The sequence below is a fragment of the Pseudomonas sp. LBUM1678 genome (genome assembly GCF_059695575.1).
In genome coordinates this window covers 3,714,777-3,739,258 of record NZ_CP166775.1, presented here as the reverse complement: position 1 = coordinate 3,739,258, position 24,482 = coordinate 3,714,777, and the positions used below count along the sequence as shown (strand labels likewise).

The 24,482-nt window shown below is 54.5% G+C and carries 26 protein-coding genes and 1 pseudogene; 18 read left to right on the top strand and 9 right to left on the bottom strand.

Annotation, left to right across the window (positions count from 1 at the left end; translation table 11 throughout):
- Positions 1 to 93: 93 nt before the first annotated feature.
- Genes ACA070_RS16930 through ACA070_RS16915 form a run of 4 tightly spaced genes read right to left on the bottom strand, consistent with a single transcriptional unit; the run spans position 94 to position 4,101 of the window.
- A complete protein-coding gene (locus tag ACA070_RS16930) occupies positions 94 to 912 on the bottom strand; it encodes a helix-turn-helix transcriptional regulator (RefSeq protein ID WP_497447564.1) in 819 nt (272 codons plus the stop codon).
- Positions 909 to 2,234: an MFS transporter gene (locus ACA070_RS16925; protein WP_497447563.1), complete on the bottom strand. Its 1,326-nt coding sequence runs from the start codon at positions 2,232 to 2,234 to the stop codon at positions 909 to 911. Before ACA070_RS16925 ends, ACA070_RS16930 begins: the two co-directional genes overlap by 4 nt.
- A 41-nt stretch (positions 2,235 to 2,275) precedes the next feature.
- Positions 2,276 to 2,458, bottom strand: a complete 183-nt coding sequence (locus tag ACA070_RS16920; protein WP_497447562.1) for a DUF2783 domain-containing protein — start codon at positions 2,456 to 2,458, stop codon at positions 2,276 to 2,278.
- Positions 2,455 to 4,101, bottom strand: a complete 1,647-nt coding sequence (locus ACA070_RS16915; protein ID WP_497447561.1) for an FAD-dependent monooxygenase — start codon at positions 4,099 to 4,101, stop codon at positions 2,455 to 2,457. The genes ACA070_RS16920 and ACA070_RS16915 overlap by 4 nt, the downstream gene beginning before the upstream one ends.
- 142 nt (positions 4,102 to 4,243) lie before the next feature.
- Here ACA070_RS16915 and ACA070_RS16910 point away from each other — a divergent pair.
- Positions 4,244 to 5,463, top strand: a protein-coding gene (locus tag ACA070_RS16910) for an IS3 family transposase (RefSeq protein ID WP_497447560.1) whose coding sequence is annotated in 2 segments (ribosomal slippage) — positions 4,244 to 4,589 and positions 4,589 to 5,463 — 1,221 coding nt in all. Because the reading frame shifts where the segments join, the coding sequence is not laid out codon by codon here.
- 227 nt (positions 5,464 to 5,690) lie between these two features.
- Here ACA070_RS16910 and ACA070_RS16905 read toward each other — a convergent pair.
- Together ACA070_RS16905 and ACA070_RS16900 are read right to left on the bottom strand one after the other, a co-directional pair.
- Positions 5,691 to 5,966, bottom strand: coding sequence for a hypothetical protein (locus tag ACA070_RS16905; RefSeq protein ID WP_497447559.1), 276 nt, complete (start codon positions 5,964 to 5,966; stop codon positions 5,691 to 5,693).
- A gap of 248 nt (positions 5,967 to 6,214) precedes the next feature.
- A complete protein-coding gene (locus ACA070_RS16900; RefSeq protein WP_095129276.1) occupies positions 6,215 to 6,817 on the bottom strand; it encodes an XRE family transcriptional regulator in 603 nt (200 codons plus the stop codon).
- Positions 6,818 to 6,978: 161 nt separating this feature from the next.
- On the opposite strand from ACA070_RS16900, the gene ACA070_RS16895 reads away from it, so the two are divergent.
- A complete protein-coding gene (locus ACA070_RS16895) occupies positions 6,979 to 7,701 on the top strand; it encodes a B3/B4 domain-containing protein (protein ID WP_497451967.1) in 723 nt (240 codons plus the stop codon).
- Positions 7,702 to 8,598, top strand: coding sequence for a dihydrodipicolinate synthase family protein (locus tag ACA070_RS16890; protein WP_497434335.1), 897 nt, complete (start codon positions 7,702 to 7,704; stop codon positions 8,596 to 8,598).
- A 66-nt stretch (positions 8,599 to 8,664) separates the two neighbouring features.
- On the opposite strand, the gene ACA070_RS16885 is transcribed toward ACA070_RS16890, so the two are convergent.
- On the bottom strand, positions 8,665 to 9,147 hold the full coding sequence (locus tag ACA070_RS16885; RefSeq protein ID WP_497434330.1) for a DinB family protein: 483 nt from the start codon (positions 9,145 to 9,147) through the stop codon (positions 8,665 to 8,667).
- Positions 9,148 to 9,222: 75 nt separating this feature from the next.
- On the opposite strand from ACA070_RS16885, the gene thrC reads away from it, so the two are divergent.
- The 13 genes and pseudogenes from thrC (at position 9,223) to ACA070_RS16820 (ending at position 21,258) form a co-directional block, all read left to right on the top strand.
- Complete coding sequence (gene thrC, locus ACA070_RS16880; protein WP_497447558.1) at positions 9,223 to 10,788, top strand: threonine synthase; 1,566 nt, start codon at positions 9,223 to 9,225, stop codon at positions 10,786 to 10,788.
- A gap of 14 nt (positions 10,789 to 10,802) precedes the next feature.
- Complete coding sequence (locus ACA070_RS16875) at positions 10,803 to 11,240, top strand: Lrp/AsnC family transcriptional regulator (RefSeq protein WP_095129279.1); 438 nt, start codon at positions 10,803 to 10,805, stop codon at positions 11,238 to 11,240.
- A 128-nt stretch (positions 11,241 to 11,368) separates the two neighbouring features.
- Complete coding sequence (locus tag ACA070_RS16870; protein WP_497447557.1) at positions 11,369 to 12,418, top strand: homoserine dehydrogenase; 1,050 nt, start codon at positions 11,369 to 11,371, stop codon at positions 12,416 to 12,418.
- A 2-nt stretch (positions 12,419 to 12,420) separates the two neighbouring features.
- Entirely contained in the window at positions 12,421 to 13,839 is a 1,419-nt protein-coding gene (locus tag ACA070_RS16865; RefSeq protein WP_497447556.1) for an aldehyde dehydrogenase family protein, read from the top strand.
- Positions 13,840 to 13,894: 55 nt separating this feature from the next.
- A complete protein-coding gene (locus ACA070_RS16860) occupies positions 13,895 to 15,097 on the top strand; it encodes a trans-sulfuration enzyme family protein (protein ID WP_497447555.1) in 1,203 nt (400 codons plus the stop codon).
- A gap of 141 nt (positions 15,098 to 15,238) precedes the next feature.
- Positions 15,239 to 15,556 carry a DMT family transporter gene (locus ACA070_RS16855; protein ID WP_497447554.1) on the top strand — a complete coding sequence of 106 codons (318 nt, stop codon included), beginning with the start codon at positions 15,239 to 15,241 and terminating at the stop codon, positions 15,554 to 15,556.
- A gap of 175 nt (positions 15,557 to 15,731) precedes the next feature.
- Complete coding sequence (locus ACA070_RS16850; RefSeq protein ID WP_497434313.1) at positions 15,732 to 16,514, top strand: transporter substrate-binding domain-containing protein; 783 nt, start codon at positions 15,732 to 15,734, stop codon at positions 16,512 to 16,514.
- Positions 16,515 to 16,566: 52 nt separating this feature from the next.
- Positions 16,567 to 17,295 carry an ABC transporter permease gene (locus ACA070_RS16845; protein WP_497434309.1) on the top strand — a complete coding sequence of 243 codons (729 nt, stop codon included), beginning with the start codon at positions 16,567 to 16,569 and terminating at the stop codon, positions 17,293 to 17,295.
- Complete coding sequence (locus ACA070_RS16840; RefSeq protein ID WP_429379194.1) at positions 17,292 to 18,002, top strand: ABC transporter permease; 711 nt, start codon at positions 17,292 to 17,294, stop codon at positions 18,000 to 18,002. Before ACA070_RS16845 ends, ACA070_RS16840 begins: the two co-directional genes overlap by 4 nt.
- A gap of 53 nt (positions 18,003 to 18,055) precedes the next feature.
- On the top strand, positions 18,056 to 18,817 hold the full coding sequence (locus tag ACA070_RS16835; RefSeq protein ID WP_497447553.1) for an ABC transporter ATP-binding protein: 762 nt from the start codon (positions 18,056 to 18,058) through the stop codon (positions 18,815 to 18,817).
- A gap of 12 nt (positions 18,818 to 18,829) precedes the next feature.
- The gene (locus ACA070_RS16830) at positions 18,830 to 19,333 is read left to right on the top strand and encodes an Lrp/AsnC family transcriptional regulator (protein ID WP_497447552.1); all 504 of its coding nucleotides are present in this window, start codon (positions 18,830 to 18,832) and stop codon (positions 19,331 to 19,333) included.
- A gap of 32 nt (positions 19,334 to 19,365) precedes the next feature.
- Positions 19,366 to 20,352: pseudogene (locus ACA070_RS16825) on the top strand (cache domain-containing protein); the annotation flags it as partial.
- Positions 20,353 to 20,472: 120 nt separating this feature from the next.
- Positions 20,473 to 21,258 (top strand): methyl-accepting chemotaxis protein, encoded by a 786-nt coding sequence (locus tag ACA070_RS16820; RefSeq protein ID WP_497451966.1) that lies wholly within the window; start codon positions 20,473 to 20,475, stop codon positions 21,256 to 21,258.
- A gap of 59 nt (positions 21,259 to 21,317) precedes the next feature.
- On the opposite strand, the gene ACA070_RS16815 is transcribed toward ACA070_RS16820, so the two are convergent.
- Together ACA070_RS16815 and ACA070_RS16810 are read right to left on the bottom strand one after the other, a co-directional pair.
- Positions 21,318 to 22,106, bottom strand: a complete 789-nt coding sequence (locus tag ACA070_RS16815; RefSeq protein WP_497447551.1) for a PhzF family phenazine biosynthesis protein — start codon at positions 22,104 to 22,106, stop codon at positions 21,318 to 21,320.
- Positions 22,107 to 22,194: 88 nt separating this feature from the next.
- Entirely contained in the window at positions 22,195 to 22,830 is a 636-nt protein-coding gene (locus tag ACA070_RS16810) for a LysE family translocator (protein WP_497447550.1), read from the bottom strand.
- A 24-nt stretch (positions 22,831 to 22,854) separates the two neighbouring features.
- On the opposite strand from ACA070_RS16810, the gene ACA070_RS16805 reads away from it, so the two are divergent.
- Together ACA070_RS16805 and ACA070_RS16800 are read left to right on the top strand one after the other, a co-directional pair.
- Positions 22,855 to 23,154, top strand: coding sequence for a hypothetical protein (locus ACA070_RS16805; protein ID WP_497447549.1), 300 nt, complete (start codon positions 22,855 to 22,857; stop codon positions 23,152 to 23,154).
- 192 nt (positions 23,155 to 23,346) lie between these two features.
- Positions 23,347 to 24,474, top strand: coding sequence for an efflux RND transporter periplasmic adaptor subunit (locus ACA070_RS16800; protein ID WP_497447548.1), 1,128 nt, complete (start codon positions 23,347 to 23,349; stop codon positions 24,472 to 24,474).
- The last annotated feature ends 8 nt before the right edge of the window (positions 24,475 to 24,482 follow it).

The following is a 24,482-nucleotide window of genomic DNA, read 5'->3' as shown; positions in this document are numbered from 1 at the left end:
GTTCTCCCAGTAGACGCCATCCCCTGGGGCTAGCGGCGATTGAAAGATGCTCAGGCTCGCGGTTCTCACCAATGCTCAGTATTCAACGTCCGCTCAGGACCAACGACCTCTCACTACCAGCCCCAGCAATTCTCGATGTCCGCTGACTCCCACCTTTCGATAGAGCCGTTTGATGTAGGTAGCGGCGCTTGAGCGCTGGATGCCCATCAGGGGCGCGATATCTTCAGCCCCAAGACCACAAAGTAAATACTTAAGTAGTTCACGGTCCCGACGAGTCAGTTCAGGATAGAGCAACTCGACGCGTTGACTTAGCAAGGACGGCATCTGATTGGCTTCGATAAAAGCGCGATAGTGCAATCGCGTGACTTGAATCAGTAACGGCGCAACCGATTCGATAAATTCAATTTCGCGCTGATTGAAGTTGCCGTGCTCGCGACCTCGATAGAAGTTGATCGACAGCCAGGCCCCGCCCTCTTCCTGATGATTGAGCAAGGCCATGCGCTGGGAGATTTGCGGTTGTTCGTAGCAGATCCGCCGATAGTCGCGATGGGTGATGTCTTCAGCTGACTGAAGCTGAGCCAGGATTCGCGCGCCGCCGTATTTTGCCCGGTGACCGAGCATCGCTTGGCGGTTGCCGTCCAGGCTGTGAAAACGCTCGACGTAGTCCCGGGAGATACGCGATATCTGCACTAGTCTTGCCTGATCGGAACACGACAACACCTGCGGCTCCTGGCCTTCCGGATAAGCGAAAATCGTACATTGAGCCAGCGGCATTTCACCCCGCACCAGGGTCAGTAACTCTGCCGCCAACCAGGTTCGGCAATCCTCGCCGACCCGAGCCAATAGATGAGCAATTTCCCCCGTCGTTAATGGGCTCTGATGGTAAACGTTGGTAAGCAGCCAGTGGTTCATTCAGGGATCAGTTCACGTGATGAAGGTTGGCGTTCGTGGGGTAGCGTGCGTACCAGCATTGCAGCCACCAGTAACAGCAGCGCGGCGTACAGACAACCGGCCGTATAGGTATGGGTAAGGTCTTTCAGCCAGCCGACCACTAAGGGATTAAGGGCAGACCCCAGATTACCCACTGCATTGATCACCGCGATGCCCACCGCCCTGGCTTGAACACTTAATGAGCGATCCGGTAGGGTCCAGAAAATCGACATGGCCGTATAGGAACCCATCGCCGCCATGCAGACCCCGGCCAGTTGCACGATCGGCTCACTCGACAGGGCCGTGCAAAACCAGCCTGTTGCAGCCAGCAGCATTGGAAGCGCCAGGTGCCAACGCCGCTCTTGGGTCAGGTCCGAGTGTCGGCCCCAGAGGATCATTCCAATGATGGTGCATATTTGCGGAATTGCCGACAACAATCCGATCAAAGTATTGCTCTGGCCAGTGCTGAAGCTCTTGACGATCAATGGCGTCCAGACTGCGATCATCGCCAAGGTGTTGACCAGGCAAAAGTACACCAGACAGAACAGAATCACCGATGGTGACAGCAACTCACGTCCCCAGTGAGAGTGAGGGGAAGGTGCCTGACGGTCACGCTCGATCAGCTCGGCCAACTGCAGCTTCTCACTGTCACTCAACCAGTGTGCCTTGCGCGGCTGATCATCCAGATAACCGTACACCGCCAGACCGAGTATGACGCTGGGTAGTCCTTCGAGCAGAAACAACCATTGCCAGCCTGCCAGGCCCCAGTGGCCATCCAGGCCCAAAATGGCGCCGGACAAAATCGAGCCAAAGCCCGCGGTAAACGGCATGGCTATCATGAACAGCGCATTGGCACGCGCCCGGTACGCCGCTGGAAACCAGAACGTCATGTACAACAGCACACCGGGCAGAAATCCTGCCTCGGTGATACCTACCAACGCACGCAGCCAATAAAGACTGGCCGCGTCATGCGCAAATAAGGTGGCTGTCGACGCCAAGCCCCAGGCAATCATCAGACTGCCAATCCAGCGCCGTGCACCCAGCTTCGCCAGGGCGATGTTGCTGGGGATGCCGCAGGCGATGTAGGCCAGGTAAAAAATCGTCGTTGCCATGCCAAACTGGGTACTGCTCAAACCCAGATCGTCCATCATCGTCAGCCCGGCGAAGCCGATGTTGATACGGTCCAGAAATGAAAAAACGAAGCAGATGAAAAGAAACCACAGCAGGCGTTTCGAGACTTTGGCAATGACCGCCGGATGGGGGCCGGCCTGCCCGCCAGGGTTCACAGCAGGACGGGATAACATAGGGTGATCCTGTTTTTGTAATTATTGGCTGATGCAAGGTTTTACAGATCCTGCACGGCGCACTCGATCAGTGCGTCGAAGCGCTCGGCATCGTTCAGTGCCTCGGCCGCCAGTAGAGCCAGCTTGACCAGAAACAACTCGCTGTCGTTACCCGTACGATCAATCGCCTCGGCGAGTCGGTCATAAGCGTGTTCGAGGTCTGTTACGTTCATTGACTGGCTCATGGGTGGTCACTCCCGTTATGGCCAAGGGCCTGGTTCAATCCATGGCGCAAATGCTCGCCATCCAAATGCAACCAGCGCGCGCAGACATGCTGGTCTGGGCGCGCCAGATAGGCGGCGCCTGCGTGCTGTACGCCGTAACGCGTGCTGAATAGATTGTCGCAATCGGCCAAAGTCAGGTCGGCATGTTGCACCTGAAGGACGCCATTCATGGCGATCGCGATCACTTGTATCGGTACTCCCTGGCGGCGCAGAGCCTGGACATGTGCAACGACTTCGACATCGAGTGCCACCTCGTCAGTGAAGCAAATCAAATGATAAGCGGGCGCCAACTCATCGAAAAAATAGTGCTGCTCTGCCAGACGGACATTTAGCAACGGTGCACCGTTGCGCGGCCCGCCGGTAAACAATAGATTGTCGTCGTTCACCGCATTGAGTTGCGAGTCGGCATAATCGTGAGCCCTTGAAGTACGCCAGTGATATAGCGGGCGAACGAACTCCCGGGTCAACGACAGCGATAGCACCGCATCGCGCAACAGTCGATAACCGCGGCTGGGCGGCGCCATGAACCGCGTGCTCTTGCCGGCCTCTTCAATGATTTCACGAGCAGCCTTGACCCGTTCGTCACTGTAAGAAGCCAGCAGTCCGGCACCGGCAAGGCCTTTGATGTGCAGCGCCAGTTTCCAGCCAAGATCATGGCAATCCTGGAATCCGGTATTGGCGCCGCGCACGCCGAAGATCGGCAACAGATGCGCCGCGTCTCCGGCAAAAATCACTCGCTCATTGATGTACTGCTTCAAGGTCAGCGCCCGGGCCGAATACACCGAACTCCAATCCAGCTCCCATTCAGGGTTCTCGACATTGAGCATCGCCAGTTGCGCATTGATGCGCTCGCGCAAGGAGTCGGGGTGTAATGCCTGCTCGGGTGTTTCGTCCGCGGGCAACTGGTAGTCGATGCGCCAGATATCCCCGGGCTCTCGGTGCATCAATACGGTATTGCCGGGGTTCCAGGAGGGATCGAAAAATGCGAGGCGTTCGGTCGGCAAATCGAGCTTGATACGGATGTCGGCAATCACGAACCGTCCTTCATAAGACGCCCCTTCAAGCTTGAGGCCCAACATCGAACGCAATCCGGAGCGGGCGCCATCAGCGGCCACCACCCAATCGGCCTTCAGGGTATAGGCATCACCCGGGGTATCGACTTGCAACCTTGCGTGGTCAGTGTGCTGCTCGATATCGATAACATTATTGCCCCAACGCAATTCGATCAGTGGCTGTGCCTGGGCTGCCTCCACCAGATGTTGCTCGAGGTACTGCTGTTGCAAATTGGTCATCGGCGCAAAACGATCATGCTCGTCGACCGGTGCTTCCATGCGAAAAACCCGCTGGCTGCGGTAATACGAATTGCCGAAGCGCCAGGGCAGGCCCTGCTCGGTTACCGCCTCGGATACCCCTACTTGCTGGAAAATCTCCATGGAGCGGCGGGTGAAAACAATAGCGCGGCTACCTTCACAGACTTGCTGCTGAGCGGACAGAACTGTGCTTCTGATACCGTAGCGCGCCAGTTCGAGCGCCAGCGTCAGACCAATAGGTCCGGCACCCACAATCGCCACGGGCGAGCTGTTGAGGATGCTTGGGGACGGCACGAAAGCAGGATAAACCTGATAGGGAAAATACAGAGATTGATGGGGTACGATTGGAGGCTGATGCATGGTCCGTGAACGAGCCCCATGAAAGACAGGACACCGTTTCCCCCTTACGATAAGGGATAGGCAAACGGTTATGTTTATGACTAACAGCAACGATAAGAGTGGGGAGCTTTTGGGCCAGGAGCGGCGGCGCCGCTGGAGTCCAGAGCAAAAACTGGCCATGGTTCGCGAGAGTCTTGAGCCAGGGCAAAGCGTTTCGGTGGTGGCTCGGCGTAACGGCATCAATGCCAACCAGCTGTTCCTGTGGCGCAAGCTGTATCAGGACGGCAGCCTGTCGGCGGTCAGTGCTGGCGAAGCCGTGGTGCCGGCCTCGGAACTGAGCGACGCGCTCAAGCAGATCCGTGAACTGCAACGGATGCTGGGCAAAAAAACGATGGAAGCAGAAATCCTCAAAGAGGCCGTGGAGATCGCCCGGTCGCGAAAATGGATTGCGCACTCACCCTTGTTGCCGGGGGACGACCAGTGAAGCTGGTCAGCGAATGTCTCGGTGTGGCGCGCTCGCAATTAACGGTTCGAATCAAACAATCGGTATCGCCCCAGGCACGGCGAAGCAGACCTGTGGACGATGCTGATCTGGTGGTCGAAATCCAACAGCAGGTCAGCGAGTTGCCCAGCTATGGCTACCGTCGTGTCTGGGGATTACTGCGTCGGGAACGTGAAACCCAGTCGCTGCCCGCGATCAACGTGAAGCGGGTTTACCGGGTCATGCGTGATCACAACTTGCTGCTGGAGCGTCGTATCAAACAACCCGGCGTGCCGCGTCGGCACGAAGGCCGTATTGCGGTGCAAACCAGCGATACACGCTGGTGCTCGGACGGCTTTGAGTTCCGCTGCGAGGACGGCGCCAAACTGAGCGTAACCTTCGCCCTGGACTGCTGTGATCGCGAAGCCATCGGCTGGGTCGCCAGCCCGACCGGGTACAGCGGCGATGACATCCGCGACTTGATGCTGGAGAGTGTGGAAAAGCGCTTCGGTGATCAACTGCCTGCAACGCCAGTGCAGTGGCTAAGCGACAACGGCTCGGCGTACACCGCCGAACAGACGCGTCTGTTTGCTCGACAGATCGGTTTGCAACCGGTGACCACCCCAGTGCGCAGCCCACAGAGTAACGGCATGGCCGAGAGCTTTGTGAAGACGATCAAGCGTGATTACGTGGCGCATATGCCCAAGCCGGATCGAGAAACGGCGTTGCGCAACCTGGCAATTGCCTTCGAACATTACAACGAGCAGCATCCGCACAGCGCCTTGAACTATCGCTCACCGAGGGAGTTCAGACGCTTGGCGGCAGCATCAATTTAACAGGGAGTTGGTGTCCGGTTTTGCAGGGGCAAGCCCAGTCCGGCGGCTCCCGGTTTATTGTTATCGGGGACAGTTTTTGTCTTCGAGCCACTCTAAACCCAAGCGCTAAGGTAGATGTCCCCTGGAGGGGACATGTTTGTAAGGTGCGCGCAATGTTTGACTGCTAAAGAGCGCCAATCGGTGGTGCGCTCAAACTACGGTGGAATAATCGACGGCGGAAACCGGATCTACGGCTCCTCGCGGGTGGGGGGCGGCTGATTGTTCGAACAAGCAGCGGTCTCCGCGAGCATTTCAGCAATCTGGACATGCTCGGCTGCGTCGACACATAGGAAGTTGGCAACGACGAATAGCCACTCTGCATCCGGCACCCTTGGCAACGGCGTTCGCGAGACCGAAGTTGGCACAGGATAGGTCACGATCAGATCGAACGGGCCGGCCTTCGAAGCATCCATATTGTCGACCAGTTGGCCTATGAGATCAGTACTTATGCTTTGAGAGGTCATGGTTGACCACCAGGGATGAGCATGCGGCGTCTCGGTTGGTCGGCACGGAAGCGTCTTGAGGTCGCCCAGGCGTGTGACGAATTCAGATGGCATTGCAGTCCATATGCTGACTTTTCAGTCAGTTATGGCCAGTTAAAAATCCATGTCTAGAGTTTTTTTTCAGGGCGCGGAGCGTGGTGACGATCCGCGCATTTTGCCTAGCCCGCTCGATAGGGTGCTCAACAGCACTGATGAGCTTGAGGGCTCGTTTACTGGTGTATTTCAGTGACCGACATGGTGAAGACCAGCCTGGACCTACCTGCATTGGCGTAGGAGTGCGGAACGTCTGTTTTCGCCACCGCAGAGCTACCTGCCGGGATGACTAATTCTGTTTCCCCGACAACACATTTCAGCGTCCCTTTCTCCACATGGAACAATTCAAGCGTGCCCTGAGGATGCCCTTGTGACGAAAAGGATTCACCGGGAAACATTTCCCAGCGCCACAGTTCGATCATGTTGGGGCCTGTCGTTCCTGCAAGAAGCCGGGCTGTCCCACCCAGATCCCCGGTCCAGAGAGTAGGGATCTCCTGACTGTCGATAATGTGGGCAGCAGGGGCGTCCGTCACATTGACGATGTCTGCAACAGAAAGCCCCAACGCTGCGGCGATTTTGCAAAGGATGCCAATGCTCGGGTTAGCCGTACATTTCTCAATTTCGACGACCATTCCTTTACTCACGCCTGAGCGACGGGATAGCTCATCCAACGTGATTTTCTGATTCTTTCGTGCTTGTTTGAGCGTGCGCGCAACTGCCAGGCTCACAGTCTGAGCATCGGCGCCAGGCGCAGTCGATATACCGGTATTTATGGTCATTGTTGATGATCATGAGAAAAAGTTGAAAGGGATTCTCGACGCTTGCCGCTAGTGTCGTCAATCTGCTCGGTAGTTATGTCTGATCAGTAAGGTCGATATATTGACTTTTTTGGTCGCCGGTGGCTAGCATGAAACGACATGTGGATCACTGGAGATTTTTGATGCTGTCCGTACTGCCGTTAATTGACCAAACCGTTGCAGAGCTGGCACCGGGCTTCAGGGCGCTGAGCATCGTAGTGCGGGCTGCGCCCCTCACGAACCCTGGCGTTGCTCAAGAGGCCTTGGATCGCGCTTGCCAGTCAGTGTTGTCAGATGGACCCGGCTGGGGAGAAGCCCATCTGGCAGCATGGGCAGAGACCTTTCGAAAATTCGGGGCTAAGCCGCAACGTACGCCTTGCTCAGCCGAAGCGTTGCGCAAGCGGGTTTTACGTGACGGCAGCTTGCCGAGCCTGGATCCCATCGTTGATCTCTACAATGCCATCAGTATCGAGTACGCGATTCCGGTAGGTGGGGAAAACATAGACGCCTATGTGGGCTCGCCGCAGCTGGTGGTCGCAGATGGCACTGAGCCTTTTGACACCATGAAAGAAGGTGCTCCAGCTCACGAGTATCCGGACGCAGGCGAAGTGGTATGGCGTGACGATAAAGGCGTGACATGCCGTCGTTGGAATTGGCGGCAAGGTGTCAGAACACGGCTGAGTGCTGATGCGAAACACATGTGGTTCATTCTGGAAAGTTTGCCGGCAATGCCTCTCGAAGCGCTGACGGAAGCAGGTGACAAGCTTATCGAAGGCCTGCAACTGATGATGCCGGGCGTTCAGATTGAGAGCTCACTGATTGGTCCTGGAGCCAATCAGTCAATAGACGAAACCATGGAGTCATGAATGATGTTTACCGGCCTTAGTGCATTTCCTTTGACGCCTATGAATGAGCAAGGTGTGGATGAAAATGCCTTTACTCGTCTTGTTGAGCAACTGGCAGCAGCGAATGTCGACTCTATCGGTGCGCTCGGATCTACCGGTAGCTATGCGTATCTTTCTCGGGCTGAGCGCTCTCGAGTTGCGCAGTTGGCAGTAGAGGCGGCGGGCAATGTGCCTGTCATGGTCAGCATTGGATCGCTACGCACGCGTGACGTGCTATTGCTGGCCGAGGAGGCACAAAAGGTGGGGGTCAAAGCCTTGTTGCTACCACCTGTTTCCTATCAGAAGCTATCTGCGGAAGATGTCTTTTCGTTGTATGAAACGGTCACGGCCAATATCTCAGTTCCGCTATGTGTCTATGACAATCCCGGTACCACCCATTTCGAATTTACTGACGAGCTGCATGGGCGCATTGCCGAGTTGCCGAATGTGAGCTCAATCAAAATCCCTGGCGTTCCCGAGGCGCCATATCTTGCCAAGGCACGCGTGGATCGTCTTCGAGAGCTGGTTCCGAACCACGTTACGATCGGGGTGAGCGGTGATGTCTTTGCTGCTGTCGGCATGAATGCTGGCTGCGACGTCTGGTACTCCGTCATGGGAGGGCTGTTCCCCAAGACGGCGCTAGCGATTACGCGAGCAGCATTGTCAGGTGATGCCCATGAGGCCACGCGCCTTTCTGAATGCTTAAAGCCACTCTGGGCTTTGTTCAGGCAATTTGGAGGTAGCTTTCGTGTCGTGGCGACTGCCGCAGAGCTTCGTGGATTTACCCAGCATCCAAGCGTGCCCCTGCCGCTCCGAACGATAAGTGGTGAAGGGCGTAAGCAAATTGCCGCGGTGATCGACGAGCTCGAACTGAACTGAACCTGGCTTCTTACATAGAAGGAGGACGCCTGCCCATCATGTTCCATGAGGCAGGCGAACAGGTTTCTAGCGTTTCAAAAATGTCGTGAAGTGGTCCTTGTGATCCTGCAGGATCTCGCGTGGCAAGATAGTTCCGATACCCCCTCGATGTTGCAGACCATGGGAAAGCACATGCGCCAGGATTTGCTCCTTCGTCATGTTGCCTGGCTTCCCGTCCTTGAAAATAAACGCCACTGGATCAGACAACTCCATTGCGGTGACTGATTTGGTGTAGTCAACAAACCATTGATTCGCTATGGAGAATTGTTCTTCTAGCTGAGTCAGGTTCGGCGGTTGGTCAGTCACGACGGAGTCAAATTCGTCTGGGTTTCCTTGCAGTCTGGCGATGAACAGCTGATCAACAATGTTGATGTGGCTGAGCCAGTACGTCGCATTCGCCATTTCGTCTGGGTAGGATTTCGCCGCCGGGGCTTTCAAGCATTTGAATAGCTCCTCCTCAGACCATGCCTTGTACTGGTAAAGCGAATGCAGAAGGTTCTTGGCACACATGGTTTTCTCCCGGATTTCTAAACTGACAGATGTCTTGTGCTATTCGATGAGGTAGCGCCAAAGGCCTCATTTCGTATGGCTGAAAAGGACTATTGGACAAATGGAATAGTCACTATATTGACTTTTATAGTCAATGGAAGGAAGCTGGATGGCAAGCAATTTAAATCGTCGCGTTGGATTTCAGCAGAGCACCACCAGAGAGGCGGCTGGCTCAAAGATTGCGGGAGGGTGTCTCAGATTATGAAATACGTCAGCACGCGGACCCCTGGCAAAACATTCGAGTTCAGTGACGTGCTCATGGGCGCGTATGCACCAGATGGAGGATTATTCGTCCCTCTCAAGGTTCCTCGCTTCAAAAAGGAGGATCTCTCCAGGCTGGAATGGCTTCCTTTCCATGAACTGGCACGCCATGTGATTGAGCCGTTTATGGGTAGCTGGATCCCTCAAGATCAACTGTCTCAGATTCTTGAGGAGACGTTTGACTGCTTCAAAAGCAAAGCGGTTGCACCGCTTTACCAAACGGCGAGTAATGAGTGGATATTGGAATTGTTTCATGGGCCAGCAGGCGTCTATCAGGACTATGGTCTCCAATTGATGGCTCGCCTGGTTGAGCACGGTTTACTGAAATCTGGAAAGAAAGCGCTTGTTGTAGGTTGCACCGGTGGAGACACAGGCGCTGCTGCTATAAAAGCTTTCTCTGGTATGCAAGGTGTGACCGTAATTGTGCTGCATCCCTCCAGAGGAATAACGGAAGAGCATAGACGCCGCTTATTGAGTACGGGTGAAAAAAACATAGTTAATGTTGCTGTCGAAGGGGATTACTCTGATTGTCATCGCCTCTGCGAGCAGTTCTTCAAGCACAATAACGAAACGCAGCAGCTGATATCATTCAATTCCGTGAATTGGGTTCGAGTGCTTGCACATCTTTCCTTCTATTTTTACTCAGCGCTTCAACTAGGGGCGCCCAACAGAGAAGTTGCCTTCAGCGTACCCACCGGGAATTTTGGTGCGCTGTATGCGGGCTACATTGCCAAGGAAATGGGGTTGCCGATCCGGCAATTGATCGTGGCCACCAATGCCAATGCGGGGTTGCATAACTTTCTCCAAACTAATCTCTACAGTCGTAATGAAATTCGCATTACCAATACCCCTAGTATGAACGTTTCACTGGCCTCGAATTTTGAACGTTTGCAATGGAGCATTCTTAACCGGTGCGGAGAAAAAGTAGCCCGAAATATGGAGTTATTAGAGGGCGAGGGTTCGATTCAGTTAGAGCAAGATGAATGGTTGGCGGCGCGTAAACTTTTCGACTCTCTGGCCGTGGAGGATTCGGATGCTTTCAGGAGCATTCATGAGGTGTTTGCGCAGAGTGGTTATCTGGTCAGTCCCAACACCGCAATTGGCCTGCGAGCTGCTCGTGTAAGCAGGCGCAGCTTGCTAATTCCGATGATCTGTCTGGCGACAACACACCCATCGAAGAGTGCCGTAGTGACTGATGAATCAGACGCGCTGGGTGTCATCAAAGGGATCGGTGCTCCTCCTGGACCCGATTATAGATGCGTTTCAATTCCTAACGATGTTGGCGCACTTAAGCAGCTCATCGGGACGTTGTCCACAGACACGGAGTCTCGCTCGTTATAAGTTTGGAGTTAGAGATGAAACGTGTTTTAGATAAAGTTGATGAGAAAATATTGGAAGAGCTCACGCGTAACGCGCGGCTTGCTCATAATGATATTGCAATGAAAGTTAACTTGTCCCGGAATGCGGTCAGGCTGCGGATTGAAAGATTGGAGCGCGATGGATACGTCAGGGGCTATACGATCATTAAAGGTATGCCCTCCACGGATGCCGGGCCCATCAATGCGTTAATCTTCGTTTATCGTAAAGACAGGATGCGTGATGCTGAAGTTGTCCGTTCTGTTGTAGCAATGCCTGAAGTCATCTCATGCAATGTGATGAGTGGCGATCTTGATATTGTATTGACGGTCGAGGCTATGAGTTCAGATCGTATCCATAGGGTCTGGAGTGAAATCTCAGCGCTGCCAGGGGTTCTAAATACCGTGACCTCTTTCGTTTTATCCTGCACCAAGTAGCACGGACAAAGCAAAGTGCGCCGTTGCACGAGCATTTTGCTCGCAATAACGTTCTGTTTGCCATATTCGTGAAAGCACGTTGACGAATTACTATTTCAGCACCAAAACATAACAATGAGATCTTTGTCGTGACTGAATATAAAATTGCTCTGCTTGGCTTCGGTGGCGTCAATCGCGCCCTCACTCAGCTTATCGCCGATAAGAACTCGCGCTGGGCAAATGAATTGGGTTTCAAACTGAAGATTGTCGGTGTCAGCGACCTTTATCTTGGCTCAATTATCAACAAAGACGGTCTGGATGCACATGAATTGGCCGCGGTACCTGCCGCAAAAGGTGGTTTCAGAACCTTACCAGGCGGCAGTGCTGAGCCGGCTAACGAAACGGTCATCCGCTTCTCGGGTGCAGATATCGTTGCTGAGGCAACGTTCACAAACCCCGTGGATGGAGAGCCAGCCACTACGTTCTGCCGCTGGGCTTTGGAGAAGGGCGCCAGCGTTGTGACCACCAACAAAGGGCCGGTGGCATTGCATGCTGATAGTTTGAAAGCGCTTGCAGAAAGCACCGGCGCCCGCTTCGAATTCGAAGGCGCGGTGATGAGTGGAACGCCGGTTATCCGTTTGGCCAAGGAGTCCCTGGCAGGTTCGGAAATCAGCGGTTTCAAAGGGATCCTCAACGGTACGTCCAACTTCGTCCTTTCCAGCATGGAAACTGGTCTTGACTTCTCCGAGGCTGTCGCAAAGGCCCAGGAGTTGGGTTATGCCGAAGCTGATCCAACAGCGGATGTGGAGGGCCATGATGTACGTCTGAAGGTCGTCATTTTGGCGAATGAACTGCTGGGGGCAAAGCTCAAGCCTAGTGATGTCCTTTGCAAGGGTATTTCTGAAATTACCGCCCAGGATATTGCTGAGGCGACTAAAGCCAATGCCCGATGGAAGCTTATCGGCAGTGCAGAGAAACGGAGTGATGGCTCGATCTCGGCGTCTGTTAGTCCTCAGTTATTGCTATCCAATGACGCGCTCTGCGGTGTGAGTGGCGCGACCAACGCCATTACGTTTAATACCGCCATTCTCGGCCCTGTAACCGTGGTGGGCGCTGGTGCCGGTCGCTTTGAAACTGCCTTCGCCTTGCTCGCCGATATTGTGAGCATTCACAAGTACAAAACCCAGTCAGGTAAGTAATCATGAATAGCTTGAGTCTCTCACTCGCTGCTGATTATAAAGCCATTACGGTGCTTAGCCCGTTTGACGGTAGCAAGGTGGGTGAGGTGGCAGACATACCTGCTTCATCAGCCATCACGATAGTCGACACGGCTATTTCGGGTGCCTTGATCGCCAAGGATCTGCCGCGACATGAACGTGCACGCATATTGGAAAAAGCTGCGTTCTCGGTTGAACGTGATAAGGACGCCTTTGCCAAACTGATTGTGGCTGAGTCGGGCAAAACGCTGAAGCAGGCGAGAAAGGAGGTGTTGCGCTGCGTCAATACCTTGAAGTTGTCGGCTGAGGAAGCCAAGCGTAATGCCGGCGAAGTGATCCCTTTCGATGCTTATGTCGGATCTGAATCTCGCCAGGGATGGTTCACTCGTGAGCCCCTTGGTGTAATCGTCGCGATTACGCCTTACAACGATCCCCTCAATCTAGTCGCACATAAACTTGGGCCCGCAATTGCGGGTGGAAATGCGGTTGTACTCAAACCGTCTGAGCTCACACCGCTATCAGCGATCAAGTTGGTGGATTGTCTTATCGATGCAGGCCTACCTCCAGTCGTTGTGACAGTCGCCACAGGCGGTCCTGCGCTGGGCAAGGCCTTGGTCGCGCACCGAGCGGTACGTATGGTTTCGTTCACGGGCGGCTTCGTCACGGGTGAACAAATCTCGCGTACAGCCGGGCTCAAGAAACTGGCGATGGACCTGGGAGGAAATGCCCCAGTCATCGTGATGGCCGATTGTGATTTGAATGAAACAGTCGACTCGTGTGTGTCGGGTGCTTTTTGGGCTGCTGGCCAAAATTGTATTGGTACCCAGCGGATTCTAATTGAGGCCCCGCTCTACGAAGCATTCAAAACACGCTTCGTTGAAAAAACCAGCCAGTTGATCGTGGGTAATCCCGCAGATGAGCAGACGGATGTCGGCCCGATGATTACTGAGGCGTCAGCCAAGCACACCGAGGAGGTGGTGAATGACTCCATCGCGAAAGGCGCGACCTTGCTGTTTGGCAATGTACGCAACGGATCGCTGTATTCGCCCACTGTCCTGGAAAGCGTCGACCGGCACTGCAAGCTGTGGTGCGAAGAAGTGTTCAGCCCTGTCGTGATACTCCAGAGCGTAGGTTCCCTGGAGGAGGCCCTGACGCTCGCCAACGAACCAGACTACAGCCTGCATGCTGGGATTTTCACCAGTAATTTGAATGTTGCGCTGAAGGCAGCCAAGCGGCTTGAGGCTGGCGGCGTCATGATTAACGACTCCTCGGACTATCGATTCGACGCAATGCCTTTCGGTGGTTTCAAGTACGGGAGCATGGGCCGTGAAGGTGTGCGTTTCGCCTATGAAGATATGACGCAACCCAAGGTTATTTGCATTAACGGTGTAAGTGGAAGCTAAACAAATCGTTCGTATTTACAACGAATGACACAACAATAAAATCAGAGGAATCGACATGCGTCCCGATAAGCACAACCTATCAACATTATCTGCAGCGACGCTGGCAGTTCATGGCGGGAATGTCGCGGATGTCACCAGTGGTGCCGTCCGTACGCCATTGGTCATGGCTAACTCCTATCTCTTGCCCGAAGATCCGGCAACCATGGACTGGTCGAGTCCAGACGGCCTTGTGTATACGCGCAATCAAGGCCACAACCAGGTTTGTCTGGAGAAGAAACTCGCAGCCCTCGAGGGTTGTGAAGATGCTGTGGTATTCGCTACCGGTGTCGCCGCGTTGCATTCGGTGTTTTTTTCTTTCTTGAAAAGTGGCGACCACGTCATCGTCAGCGACATCACCTACCAAGCCGTTTGGCGACTCTTCGCGGAACTCCTGCCTGAACGTTATGGGATCGAAGCGACGTTTGTAGATGTCGGTGACCTGGAATCGGTTCGTCAAGCCATCCGGCCTAACACCAAGCTGATTCATACTGAAACGATTGCCAACCCGACCACCAAAGTTGCAGATATTGCAGCGTTGGCTGAAATTGCTCATGCGCACAGCGCACTGATTTCAGTAGATGCAACGTTCACCCCACCTCCATTTTTCCGCGCGAGTGAGCACGGTGTCGACTTCGTCATTCACTCATTGACCAAGTACATCAATGGTCATGGCGATGCGATGGGTGGCGTAGTGATCGGCTCCAACCAGTTGATCTACAAGATTAAAAATGATGCGTTGGTCGACCTCGGTGCGACCATTTCACCTTTCAATGCCTGGATGATCATGCGCGGGTCGGTCACGCTGCCGCTGCGTCTGAAACAACTGTTGAGCACGGCTGAAAAACTGGCACAGTTTCTTGATGCCGACGATCGTATCGCCTACGTCTACTACCCGGGTTTGCCTTCCCACCCGCAGCACGAGCTGGCGCGCCGGCAATTTGCAGGCAAGGGATACGGCGCAATGATGGCCTTCGCGGTGAAGGGCGATCCAGATATGCAGAATCGGTTTGTTTCGAATTTGCGCATCATCACTTCGGCCGTTTCATTAGGGCATGACGAATCGCTGATCGTGCATGTGGGGGCAGAGGGGCGGGGTGGCTTTGACAAGTATCCCGAAGAGTTCCGTCAGTACGGTCATTTGCGTTTTTCTGTTGGGCTGGAAGATCCAGATGACTTGATCAAGGATATTACGTTCGCTCTGGATGCAACATTCAAGTGATTTAAATACAGGCGTCACGCAGCCAGGGTTTGGTCAAGCCCGTCTTTACCCCCGTGCTCGCGGGGGTCTTCTTAAGAAAGTTAAAAAGGTTTGCCCTATTAAAGGCTAACTGTTCGTTCGCTGGCGTTTTAGGAGAAGCTCGTGGCTTGGGTAAGTTTGGTGATTGCAGGAATACTTGAAGTTGTCTGGGCGTTTTCGATGAAGCAGTCGGAAGGTTTTACGCGGTTCGTACCGACGGTTATTACACTTATAACAGTGATAGCCAGTTTTGCGCTGCTCTCGTTCTCTATGAAAAGCTTGCCGCTGGGCACTGCGTACACTATCTGGACCGGTATTGGCGCTGTGGGAGCATTCGCAGCGGGCATTTTTTTCCTGGACGAACCTGCCAGCCTGCTCCGCGTTGTGGCCGCCATCTTGATTGTCAGCGGCTTGCTGATGATGAAGTTGGTGTCCGCCTGAACGGCGAGCATTTTGCTCGTGATATCGATCAATTTGCCATATTCGTTAAGTCGCGGCACTCAGGTAGTGTTTAAGGCGAAGCGATGGCTTTAACCAATAACAATGAAAGTAACGTTTTACCGCTGTCAGATGTTTACTGCCCTTAAATCCAACTACAAAATCTAGGGATGTACTTATGATTTCGCTAAGAAAGCTGTATTTGATAATACTGTTTGCGCTGTGCACGAATGTGGTGTCGGCCAAAGAGTACACAACCTTGCGATTTGGCGTGGATGCTAACTACGCGCCGTTTGAGTCCAAAGCGGCTGATGGCAGTCTCAAGGGATTTGATATTGATTTGGGTAATGCCATTTGTGCCAAGCTTCAAGTTAAGTGCATCTGGGTTGAAAGCGATTTTGATGGTTTGATCCCTGGCCTGAGAGCTGGCAAGTTTGACGGGATTCTCTCGTCCATGACGGTCACTCCGACGCGTGAAAAAGCCATCGATTTTTCTAACGAGCTGTTTTCCGGGTTTACTTCCTATGTATTCAAGAAAGGTTCGGGACTGAGTGAAGATGTATCCTCGCTCAAAGGCAAAACGGTCGGTTACTTTCAGGGCAGCATTCAGGAAGCCTATGCAAAAGCCGTACTGGACAAAGCCGGCGTAAAGATTCAGTCCTATCAAAATCAGGATCAAGTGTATTACGACCTGGTAGCAGGGCGGCTGGATGCGTCTATCCAGGACACGCTGCAAGCCAAGCTTGGCTTTATAAATTCGCCGCAGGGCGCTGACTACGAAATCAGTTCGTCAGTTGACAGCCCTTTACTCCCCTCGAAAACAGCGATCGGCATTGCCAAGGGCAATGCTGAACTCAAGGCGCAGCTGGATAAAGCGATCCAGGCGCTACACAACGACGGCACCTACGATTCGATCCAGAAGCAGCATTTCGGCGATCTGAATCTTTACAGCGGCAAATAACCACCCGGCGCTCATCCGCTGGATGGGCGCTTATCGCTATAGGTTGCTGATCATGTTCGAAACACTATTAAGCGCACTGGGGCTCTCTGCATTCAGCTTGAAAGGGTTCGGCCCTTTGCTGCTCGAAGGCGCCTGGATGACCGTCAAGCTGTCTATTGCGTCATTGATGCTCAGCGTGTTGCTGGGTCTGGTCGGAGCCAGTGCCAAACTCTCCAGCGTCAAAGTGCTGCGTTTGTCTGCCCAGGTGTACACCACGCTGATTCGCGGTGTGCCGGACCTCGTGCTGATGCTGTTGATCTTCTACAGCCTGCAAACCTGGTTGACCCTCCTGACCACCTTGCTGGGATGGAGTTACGTCGAGATCAATCCATTTGTTGCTGGAATCACGACCCTTGGATTTATCTATGGCGCCTATTTCACCGAAACTTTCCGCGGCGCCATGCTGGCAGTGCCCCGCGGCCAGGTCGAAGCGGCCACGGCTTATGGGTTAAGTCGCACTCAGCGTTTTCGCTTCGTGATGTTCCCGCAAATGATGCGATTCGCCTTGCCGGGTCTTGGCAACAACTGGATGGTGATTCTCAAAGCCACTGCACTGGTGTCAATCATTGGCCTGGCTGACTTGGTGAAGGCCGCCCAGGATGCGGGAAAAAGCACCTACCAATTGTTCTTTTTCCTGGTGCTGGCTGCCTTGACGTATCTGGTCATCACCAGCCTCTCCAATCTCGTTCTGCGCTGCTTGGAGCGGCACTACGCAGTAGGCTCTAGGGAGGCGGCGCGATGATCGAACTTCTACAGGAGTACTGGAGGCCTTTCTTCTACAGCGATGGTCAGCAGATAACCGGGCTGGCCATGACGTTGTGGCTGCTCAGTGCCTCACTGTTCATCGGCTTTATTGTGTCGATTCCGCTGTCCATCGCTCGAGTGTCGCCCAGGTTTTATGTGCGCTGGCCGGTGCAGTTTTACACCTATCTGTTCAGGGGGACGCCGCTCTACATCCAGTTGCTGATCTGCTACACCGGGATCTATAGCCTGGCTGCCATACGAGCACAGCCTGTGCTTGATGCGTTTTTTCGCGATGCGATGAATTGCACCATTCTTGCCTTCGCACTGAATACTTGCGCTTACACCACGGAGATATTTGCGGGGGCTATTCGCAACATTGCCCATGGCGAGGTTGAGGCTGCGAAAGCTTACGGCCTCTCAGGTTGGAAGCTCTATGCGTTTGTGATCATGCCATCAGCCTTGCGTCGCTCGCTGCCGTATTACAGCAACGAAGTCATCCTGATGCTGCACTCGACCACGGTGGCGTTCACCGCAACGGTGCCGGACATTCTTAAAGTTGCCCGTGACGCGAACTCCGCGACCTTTTTGACCTTTCAATCGTTTGGGATTGCGGCACTGATTTACCTGGCGGTGACTTTTGCACTGGTCGGCCTGTTTCGAATCGCCGAGCGTCACTGGCTGGCTTTTCTTGGTCCGACTCACTGAGCCCAGTATCTGACACTGCTGCTCCCAATCCGCTTTAGAGGATGATTGCGAACATGTACAAACTGACTGTTGACCGGCTACACAAAAGCTATGGTAACCATGAAGTACTCAAGGGTGTTTCCCTGCAAGCCAAAACTGGCGATGTAATTAGCCTGATCGGTGCTAGTGGTTCCGGAAAAAGTACATTCCTGCGTTGCATCAATTTTCTTGAAACACCAAACGACGGTGCCATGAGTCTGGATGGCAAGCCGATTTGCATGGTCAAAAACCACTTGGGGCTGCGAGTGGCCGACGACCGCGAACTGCAACGACTGCGTACCCGCCTGGCCATGGTGTTCCAGCACTTCAACCTGTGGGGCCCCATGACCGTGTTGGACAACATCACCCTCGCACCGCGGAGGGTGCTGGGTGTCAGCAAAAAAGATGCGGAAGATCGTGCCCGGCGATACTTGGAAAAGGTGGGGCTGCCGGCCCGTGTTGCCGACCAGTTCCCTGCGTTTCTTTCCGGTGGCCAACAGCAGCGGGTAGCAATTGCCCGTGCACTCGCGATGGAGCCTGAAGTCATGCTGTTCGACGAGCCTACATCAGCACTCGATCCTGAAGTGGTGGGCGAAGTGCTGAAGGTCATCCAAGGGCTCGCTGAAGAAGGTCGGACCATGATCATGGTGACCCATGAAATGGGTTTTGCCCGCAAGGTCTCGAACCAACTGCTGTTTCTTCATCAGGGTCTTGTCGAAGAGCAGGGCGGGCCAGAAATTCTGGATAACCCGCGCAGCGAGCGTCTGCAACAATTTCTGTCCAATGGACTGAAGTGAAAAACCTTCCGTATGAATACTGGAAGTAAAGCCCTGAGGACTTTTGAAACTTTGGAGCGTATCGACGAGGCAATCATTGATGTGCTGCGCCACAACGGGCGCATCACTTATAAAAAACCTGGCTCACTTGTGCACTTGAGTCAGAGCCCTTGCCAGCAACGTGTACGTAAGTTGGAAAGGCTAGGGGTCATTCGTGGTTATGGTGCCTTCATCGACGAGCACAAGCTCTCACCTGGTTTATCTCTGCTGGTGCTGGTTGGATTGGCTGATGGCAAGGGGCTCGGCGCGCAAAAGGCGTTTGAAGCCGTAGTCGATGCTTGCCCGCAGGTCATTGAGTGCCAACTCATCAGTGGTGCGCTTGATTACTGTCTGCGGATGCGTTGCCGGGATATGGAGCATTTCCGCTCGCTCACTGAACGTTGGTTGGAGAGTACTGAACTGCATATCGAGAAACTGGCGGCCTATCCAGAGTTGGCCGTCATCAAGCACTCATCGACACACCTTGGCATCGAATAACAACTACAACACTCCCGGTCTTCGGATAAAACATGATGATTGCCAACCTGAAGTTCAGTCATAAGGTACTGCTTGCGGCATCGCTCGTCGTCGTCGCAGCGTTTTCCCTCTTTACGCTGTACAACGATTCGATCCAGCGCAAAACCATCCGCACGAACCTTGAAAACCATCTTGAAGAAATGAGCAAAATCACGGCGAGCAGCGTCCAGGCCTGGCTCTCTGGACGGATATTGTTGGTTGACCATATTGCTCAGACGGTTGCCAACGATCCAGCACCGGACAGCGTCACGCGCCTGCTGGAGCAGAGGTCATTGCTATCGACCTTTACTTTCACCTATCTCGGAGGGCATGACGGTAGTTTCGCCATACGGCCAAAGGACGAATTACCCGCTGACTACGATCCGCGAACCCGGCCCTGGTATAAGGACGCGATGACTGCCGGGGCAACCACATTGACTGAGCCCTACCTTGACGTTACTACCGGCCAGTTGATGATGACGATTGCGACGCCGGTAAGCCATGACGGCCAGACGCTTGGGGTGGTGGGAGGGGACCTGACTCTCGATACATTGGCGAAGATCGTCAGCTCACTCGACCTGGGCGGAATCGGCTATGCCTTTTTAGTCAGTGCTGATGGCAAGGTATTGGTCCATCCGGACAAAGATAGGGTGATGAAACAGCTGGGCGAGATCTACCCGCAAAACCCACCGACTCTCAGTACCCACATCAGTGAGACTGAGCAGGAAGGGGAACCTCGGATTTTGATGTTCTCCCCGATCAAGGGGCTGCCCTCGGTGAACTGGTACATCGCTTTATCGATCGACAAAAATAAAGCCTACGCAGCACTGACGGATTTTCGTATCTCGGCTTTGTTGGCCGCGTTTATAGCGGTAGTCGTCACGCTTTTACTGCTGGGCCTACTGATCAGTGTGTTAATGCGGCCGATTAAGGTGATGGGTAACGTCATGCGCGATATCGCTCAGGGAGAGGGTGATCTTACCCGACGCTTAGGGATTCACTCACGCGATGAGTTTGGAAGCCTGGCAGGCGACTTCAATCTTTTCGTGGAAAAAATTCATCGTTCAATCCGCGATGTATCTTCGGCTACTACCGAGGTCAATGAGGTGGCCGAGCGCGTGATGACTTCTTCCAAATCATCGATGTCGTTTTCTGACGAGCAGAACCAGCGCACCAATAGTATCGCTGCTGCGATCCATGAGCTGGGCGCCGCCTCGCTGGAAATTGCGCGTAATGCAGGAGACGCATCAGCCCAGGCGACTGAAGCGCGTCGGCAGACCGAGAGCGGCCTAAAAGTGGTCGCGGAGACCATTGAAGCCATGAGCGGTTTGTCAGGAAAAATTCGAGCGTCGTGCGGCAACATTGAAAGTTTGAATGACAAGACGGTCGATATCGGTCGGATATTGGAGGTCATACAAGGGATCTCCGAACAGACCAACCTGCTCGCGCTTAATGCAGCCATCGAGGCGGCGAGGGCAGGTGAGGCTGGTCGTGGATTCGCCGTTGTGGCTGATGAAGTACGCAGCCTTGCATATCGTACCCAGACGTCCGCTCAAGAGATTCATACGATGATCGACGCGTTACAGCGTGGAGCCGATGAGGCAGTGTCCACCATGAGCGAGAGTGAGCGCTATAGTAACGAGGGCGTGATCATTGCCAACCAGGCGGGAGACCGACTGGGCAGAGTCGCACAGCGCATCAGTGAGATAGACGGCATCAACCATTCGGTGGCAACGGCGACTGAAGAACAGACATCGGTGATTGAATCGTTGAATATCGACATCACCGAAATCAACTCGCTCAACCACCAAGGGGCCGATAATCTGCAGGCTACGTTGCGTGCCTGTGATGACCTGGAACGGCAAGCCAGCCAACTCAAGCAGTTGGTGGATAACTTCCGTATTTGATCAACTACAGAAGTTATCGGATATACAACGCCGTTGCGACTAAGCTGGGGGCTACCCTCTCAATCGGGCAGATAAATCTCTGCTTTCATGAAGGTGGCGGCCTTACCTTTGATCAAAACCCTGTGCTCTTGCAGCTCACACTGCAAAATCCCCCCTCTGGACGACGCCTGGAATGCCGACAGGCGAGTCTTCCCAAGTCGTTCGGCCCAGTAGGGCACCAACGTGGCATGGATTGAGCCGGTCACAGGGTCTTCGGGGATTCCGGCACCTGGGGCGAAGTAGCGCGAGACGAAGTCGTACGTTTCGCCGGCAGCGGTGATCACCACACCGATCGGCCCCAGTTGCGCAAGCGTGTTGAAGTCCGGTTGATAAGCGCGAACATCCCTCTCGGTGGCAAGCTGAATAAACACGTTCTCAAAGTTCTTGAAGTGACTGACGGCATTGTCGCGAAACAACGGAGCAATGCTATCGGGCAGTTGAGTGAGGTGTTCCGGCTCAATGCAAGGCAGGTCCAGCAGGTATTCGTTTCCCAATGCCTGCACTTTCAGATCACCCACTCGGGTGGAGAAGCATAACGGGCTGGGCACATCGTATTCGGTTATCAATATATGGGCGGTGGCCAGCGTTGCGTGGCCACAGAAACTTACTTCAACGGTGGGGGTAAACCAGCGTAGCGCCCAGTGGTCTCCGGATGGCTTTACAAACGCGGTCTCTGCCAGGTTGTTTTCATTGGCGATCGATTGCATCAGTTGATCCGGGAGCCAGTCCTCCAGCAGCAGGACCGCCGCTGGATTTCCGCCGAATACGGTTTCAGAAAAGGCATCTACCTGGAACATTTTGAGCATCATACGCATCTCTTTTTATAATGACTTAAAAGGTCAATATACCGACTATGCGTTCGCCGGGGGAGTGCTATTTTGTTTTCTGCTCGTTGTTTCAACTGCGCGAGAGCAGCAGCTTTATCCCCGCCGCACCGAACACAAGTGCAAGGGTTCCTTCAATCCAGCGCCGAGCCTTGCGGTAGCCCCGAATCATCGGTGCAGTGGAGAAGACAATCGCATAGCCACAGAAGATTGTGATGCTCAGTACGGCGCAACCGGCCAAGATAATTGCGACTGTAGTTGGGGTAGCTTCAGGGCCCAGGCCGAGGGTCATAGTTGCGATCCAGCCCAGCAGCGCCTTTGGGTTTGTGAGGTGCATGAGCAGACCGCGTCGGTAGAGGCTAAAACCTGACACAGTTTGCGCAGCAGCCATCATTTGTTCGATTCGCTCGCCAGAGGCAAGGGCGGAGCGGCCGGCTTTGATGGCGAGGTAAATCAGGTAGATCCCGCCGACTATTTTCAGGGCAACAAGCGCCTGTGCAAACTGCGCCAGAATGGCCGAAACGCCCGTGGCGGCCATTGAGCCCCAAAAAAATGAACCGCTGATTACACCGGCTGCCAGCAGCAGCGCAGGCTTGCGCCCCTGGTGCATAGCGACACCCATAATCCGCATGTTGCTGGGGCCGGGGCTGGCTGCTCCGACGACATAGGCTGTGAACACGAGCAACAGATGATGAAGATCAAATGACATGTTGGACCTCTTGGCTATCGCTGCATGCTGAGCATCAGCCTGGGTGGCGGTAATGTGCCTTTCATTGCGCCTACTGTCCAGACGTCCACCAGCACCAACCACTCGTGTGCTGGCGTCGGTGGTGGGAGGCATGGGGCGACGGCCAATGCGTTGCGTTCGGCCTTATACGCGACTACCCCATTGGCAGAGTTGACCCTGACGCAGCCACCGTTGCATGCCGATCTGGTCCGCGGCGAAGACTGTGTCGGCACGCAAGCCGGCCTGTTGTGCCCGCTGGAAGTGGCGGTTCAAACGCCTGGATCACCACAGACCGCACGACGCTGACACCCTACAGGTATCGTTGATTGTCTGTGCGCGGCCTTGCGTTACGGGGCCGCAGGTGATTTTTTCTGTCTTGATGCTGAACGCAAACACGGTTGTACAAACATAGACCGAACGCGCTGTTAGATTGCAATCAGCGAAGTGCCACTTGGCCTTGGCGAGGCATCCTGATTTCGGCGTTCGAGTGAGAAACCCGTGGAGAAAATCAGACGACGTACGTTCGCCTGGGCAGTCGGCACGTTGTTGCTGGTCGCGTTGTTGATTGCCCTGGGTTTGCACTTCTTTGGTGGCCAGCACAAAGGCAAGCCGCCGGTGCCTGGTGAACCGGTCGCGGTGGTACCGGTCGCCTTGCAAGATGTGCCGGTCTATATCGACGCCCTCGGCACCGTCACGCCGACCCGCAGTGTGACCGTGGTCAGCCAGGTCGACGGCATTCTCAGCAGCGTGGAATTCAAGGAAGGCCAGCGCGTGAGCAAGGGCCAGGTCATCGCCCGAATCGACGACCGTGCCTTGAAAGCCCAACTGGCGATGGCCAAGGGCAACCTGGCCCACGACCAGGCGGTATTGAGTAACGCCCAGCGCGACCTGGCGCGCTATCGCGAATTGGTCAAGGCCGGCTCCACCAGCCAGCAAACCCTCGATACGCAAGCCTCCCTGGTCCAGCAACAACAGGGCACCGTGGCCGCCGACCAGGGCAATGAGCAGAACCTTGAGGTGCAACTGAGTTATTGCACCATCACTTCCCCCGTCGACGGCAGAGTCGGCCTGCGCCTGGTGGACCCCGGCAACTACGTCACCACCACCAGCAATACAGGCATTGTGGTCATTACCCAGATGAATCCGGCCACCGTGGTGTTCGCCGTGCCCGAGGATGACCTAGGCGCGATCAACCAGGCCATGGGTCGTGGCGCGGTGACCGTGCTGGCCTACGACCGCGATAAAAAGAACTTGCTGGCCACCGGCAGTCTGTTGGCCTTGGATAACCAGGTGGACACCACCACCGGCACCATCAAGGTCAAGGCGCAGTTCGATGATTCGGGCAATGCATTGTTTCCCAACCAGTTCGTCAACGCGCTCCTCAAGGCCGACACCTTGACTCAATTCGCCGTGGTACCGACCCGTGCGATCCAGCACGGCAGCAAGGGGGACTTCGTGTTCGTGGTCAACGGCACCTTGGCCAGCCTGCGCAATATCAAGACCGGCCCGGCCATGGGCGATGTCTCGGCGGTGCTCGACAACGGTGTGAAGCCGGGCGAACAGGTGGTTACCGAAGGCGCCGACAAACTGGATGACGGCTCGCTGGTGAAGGTCGTCGTACAGTGAGGAGCTGC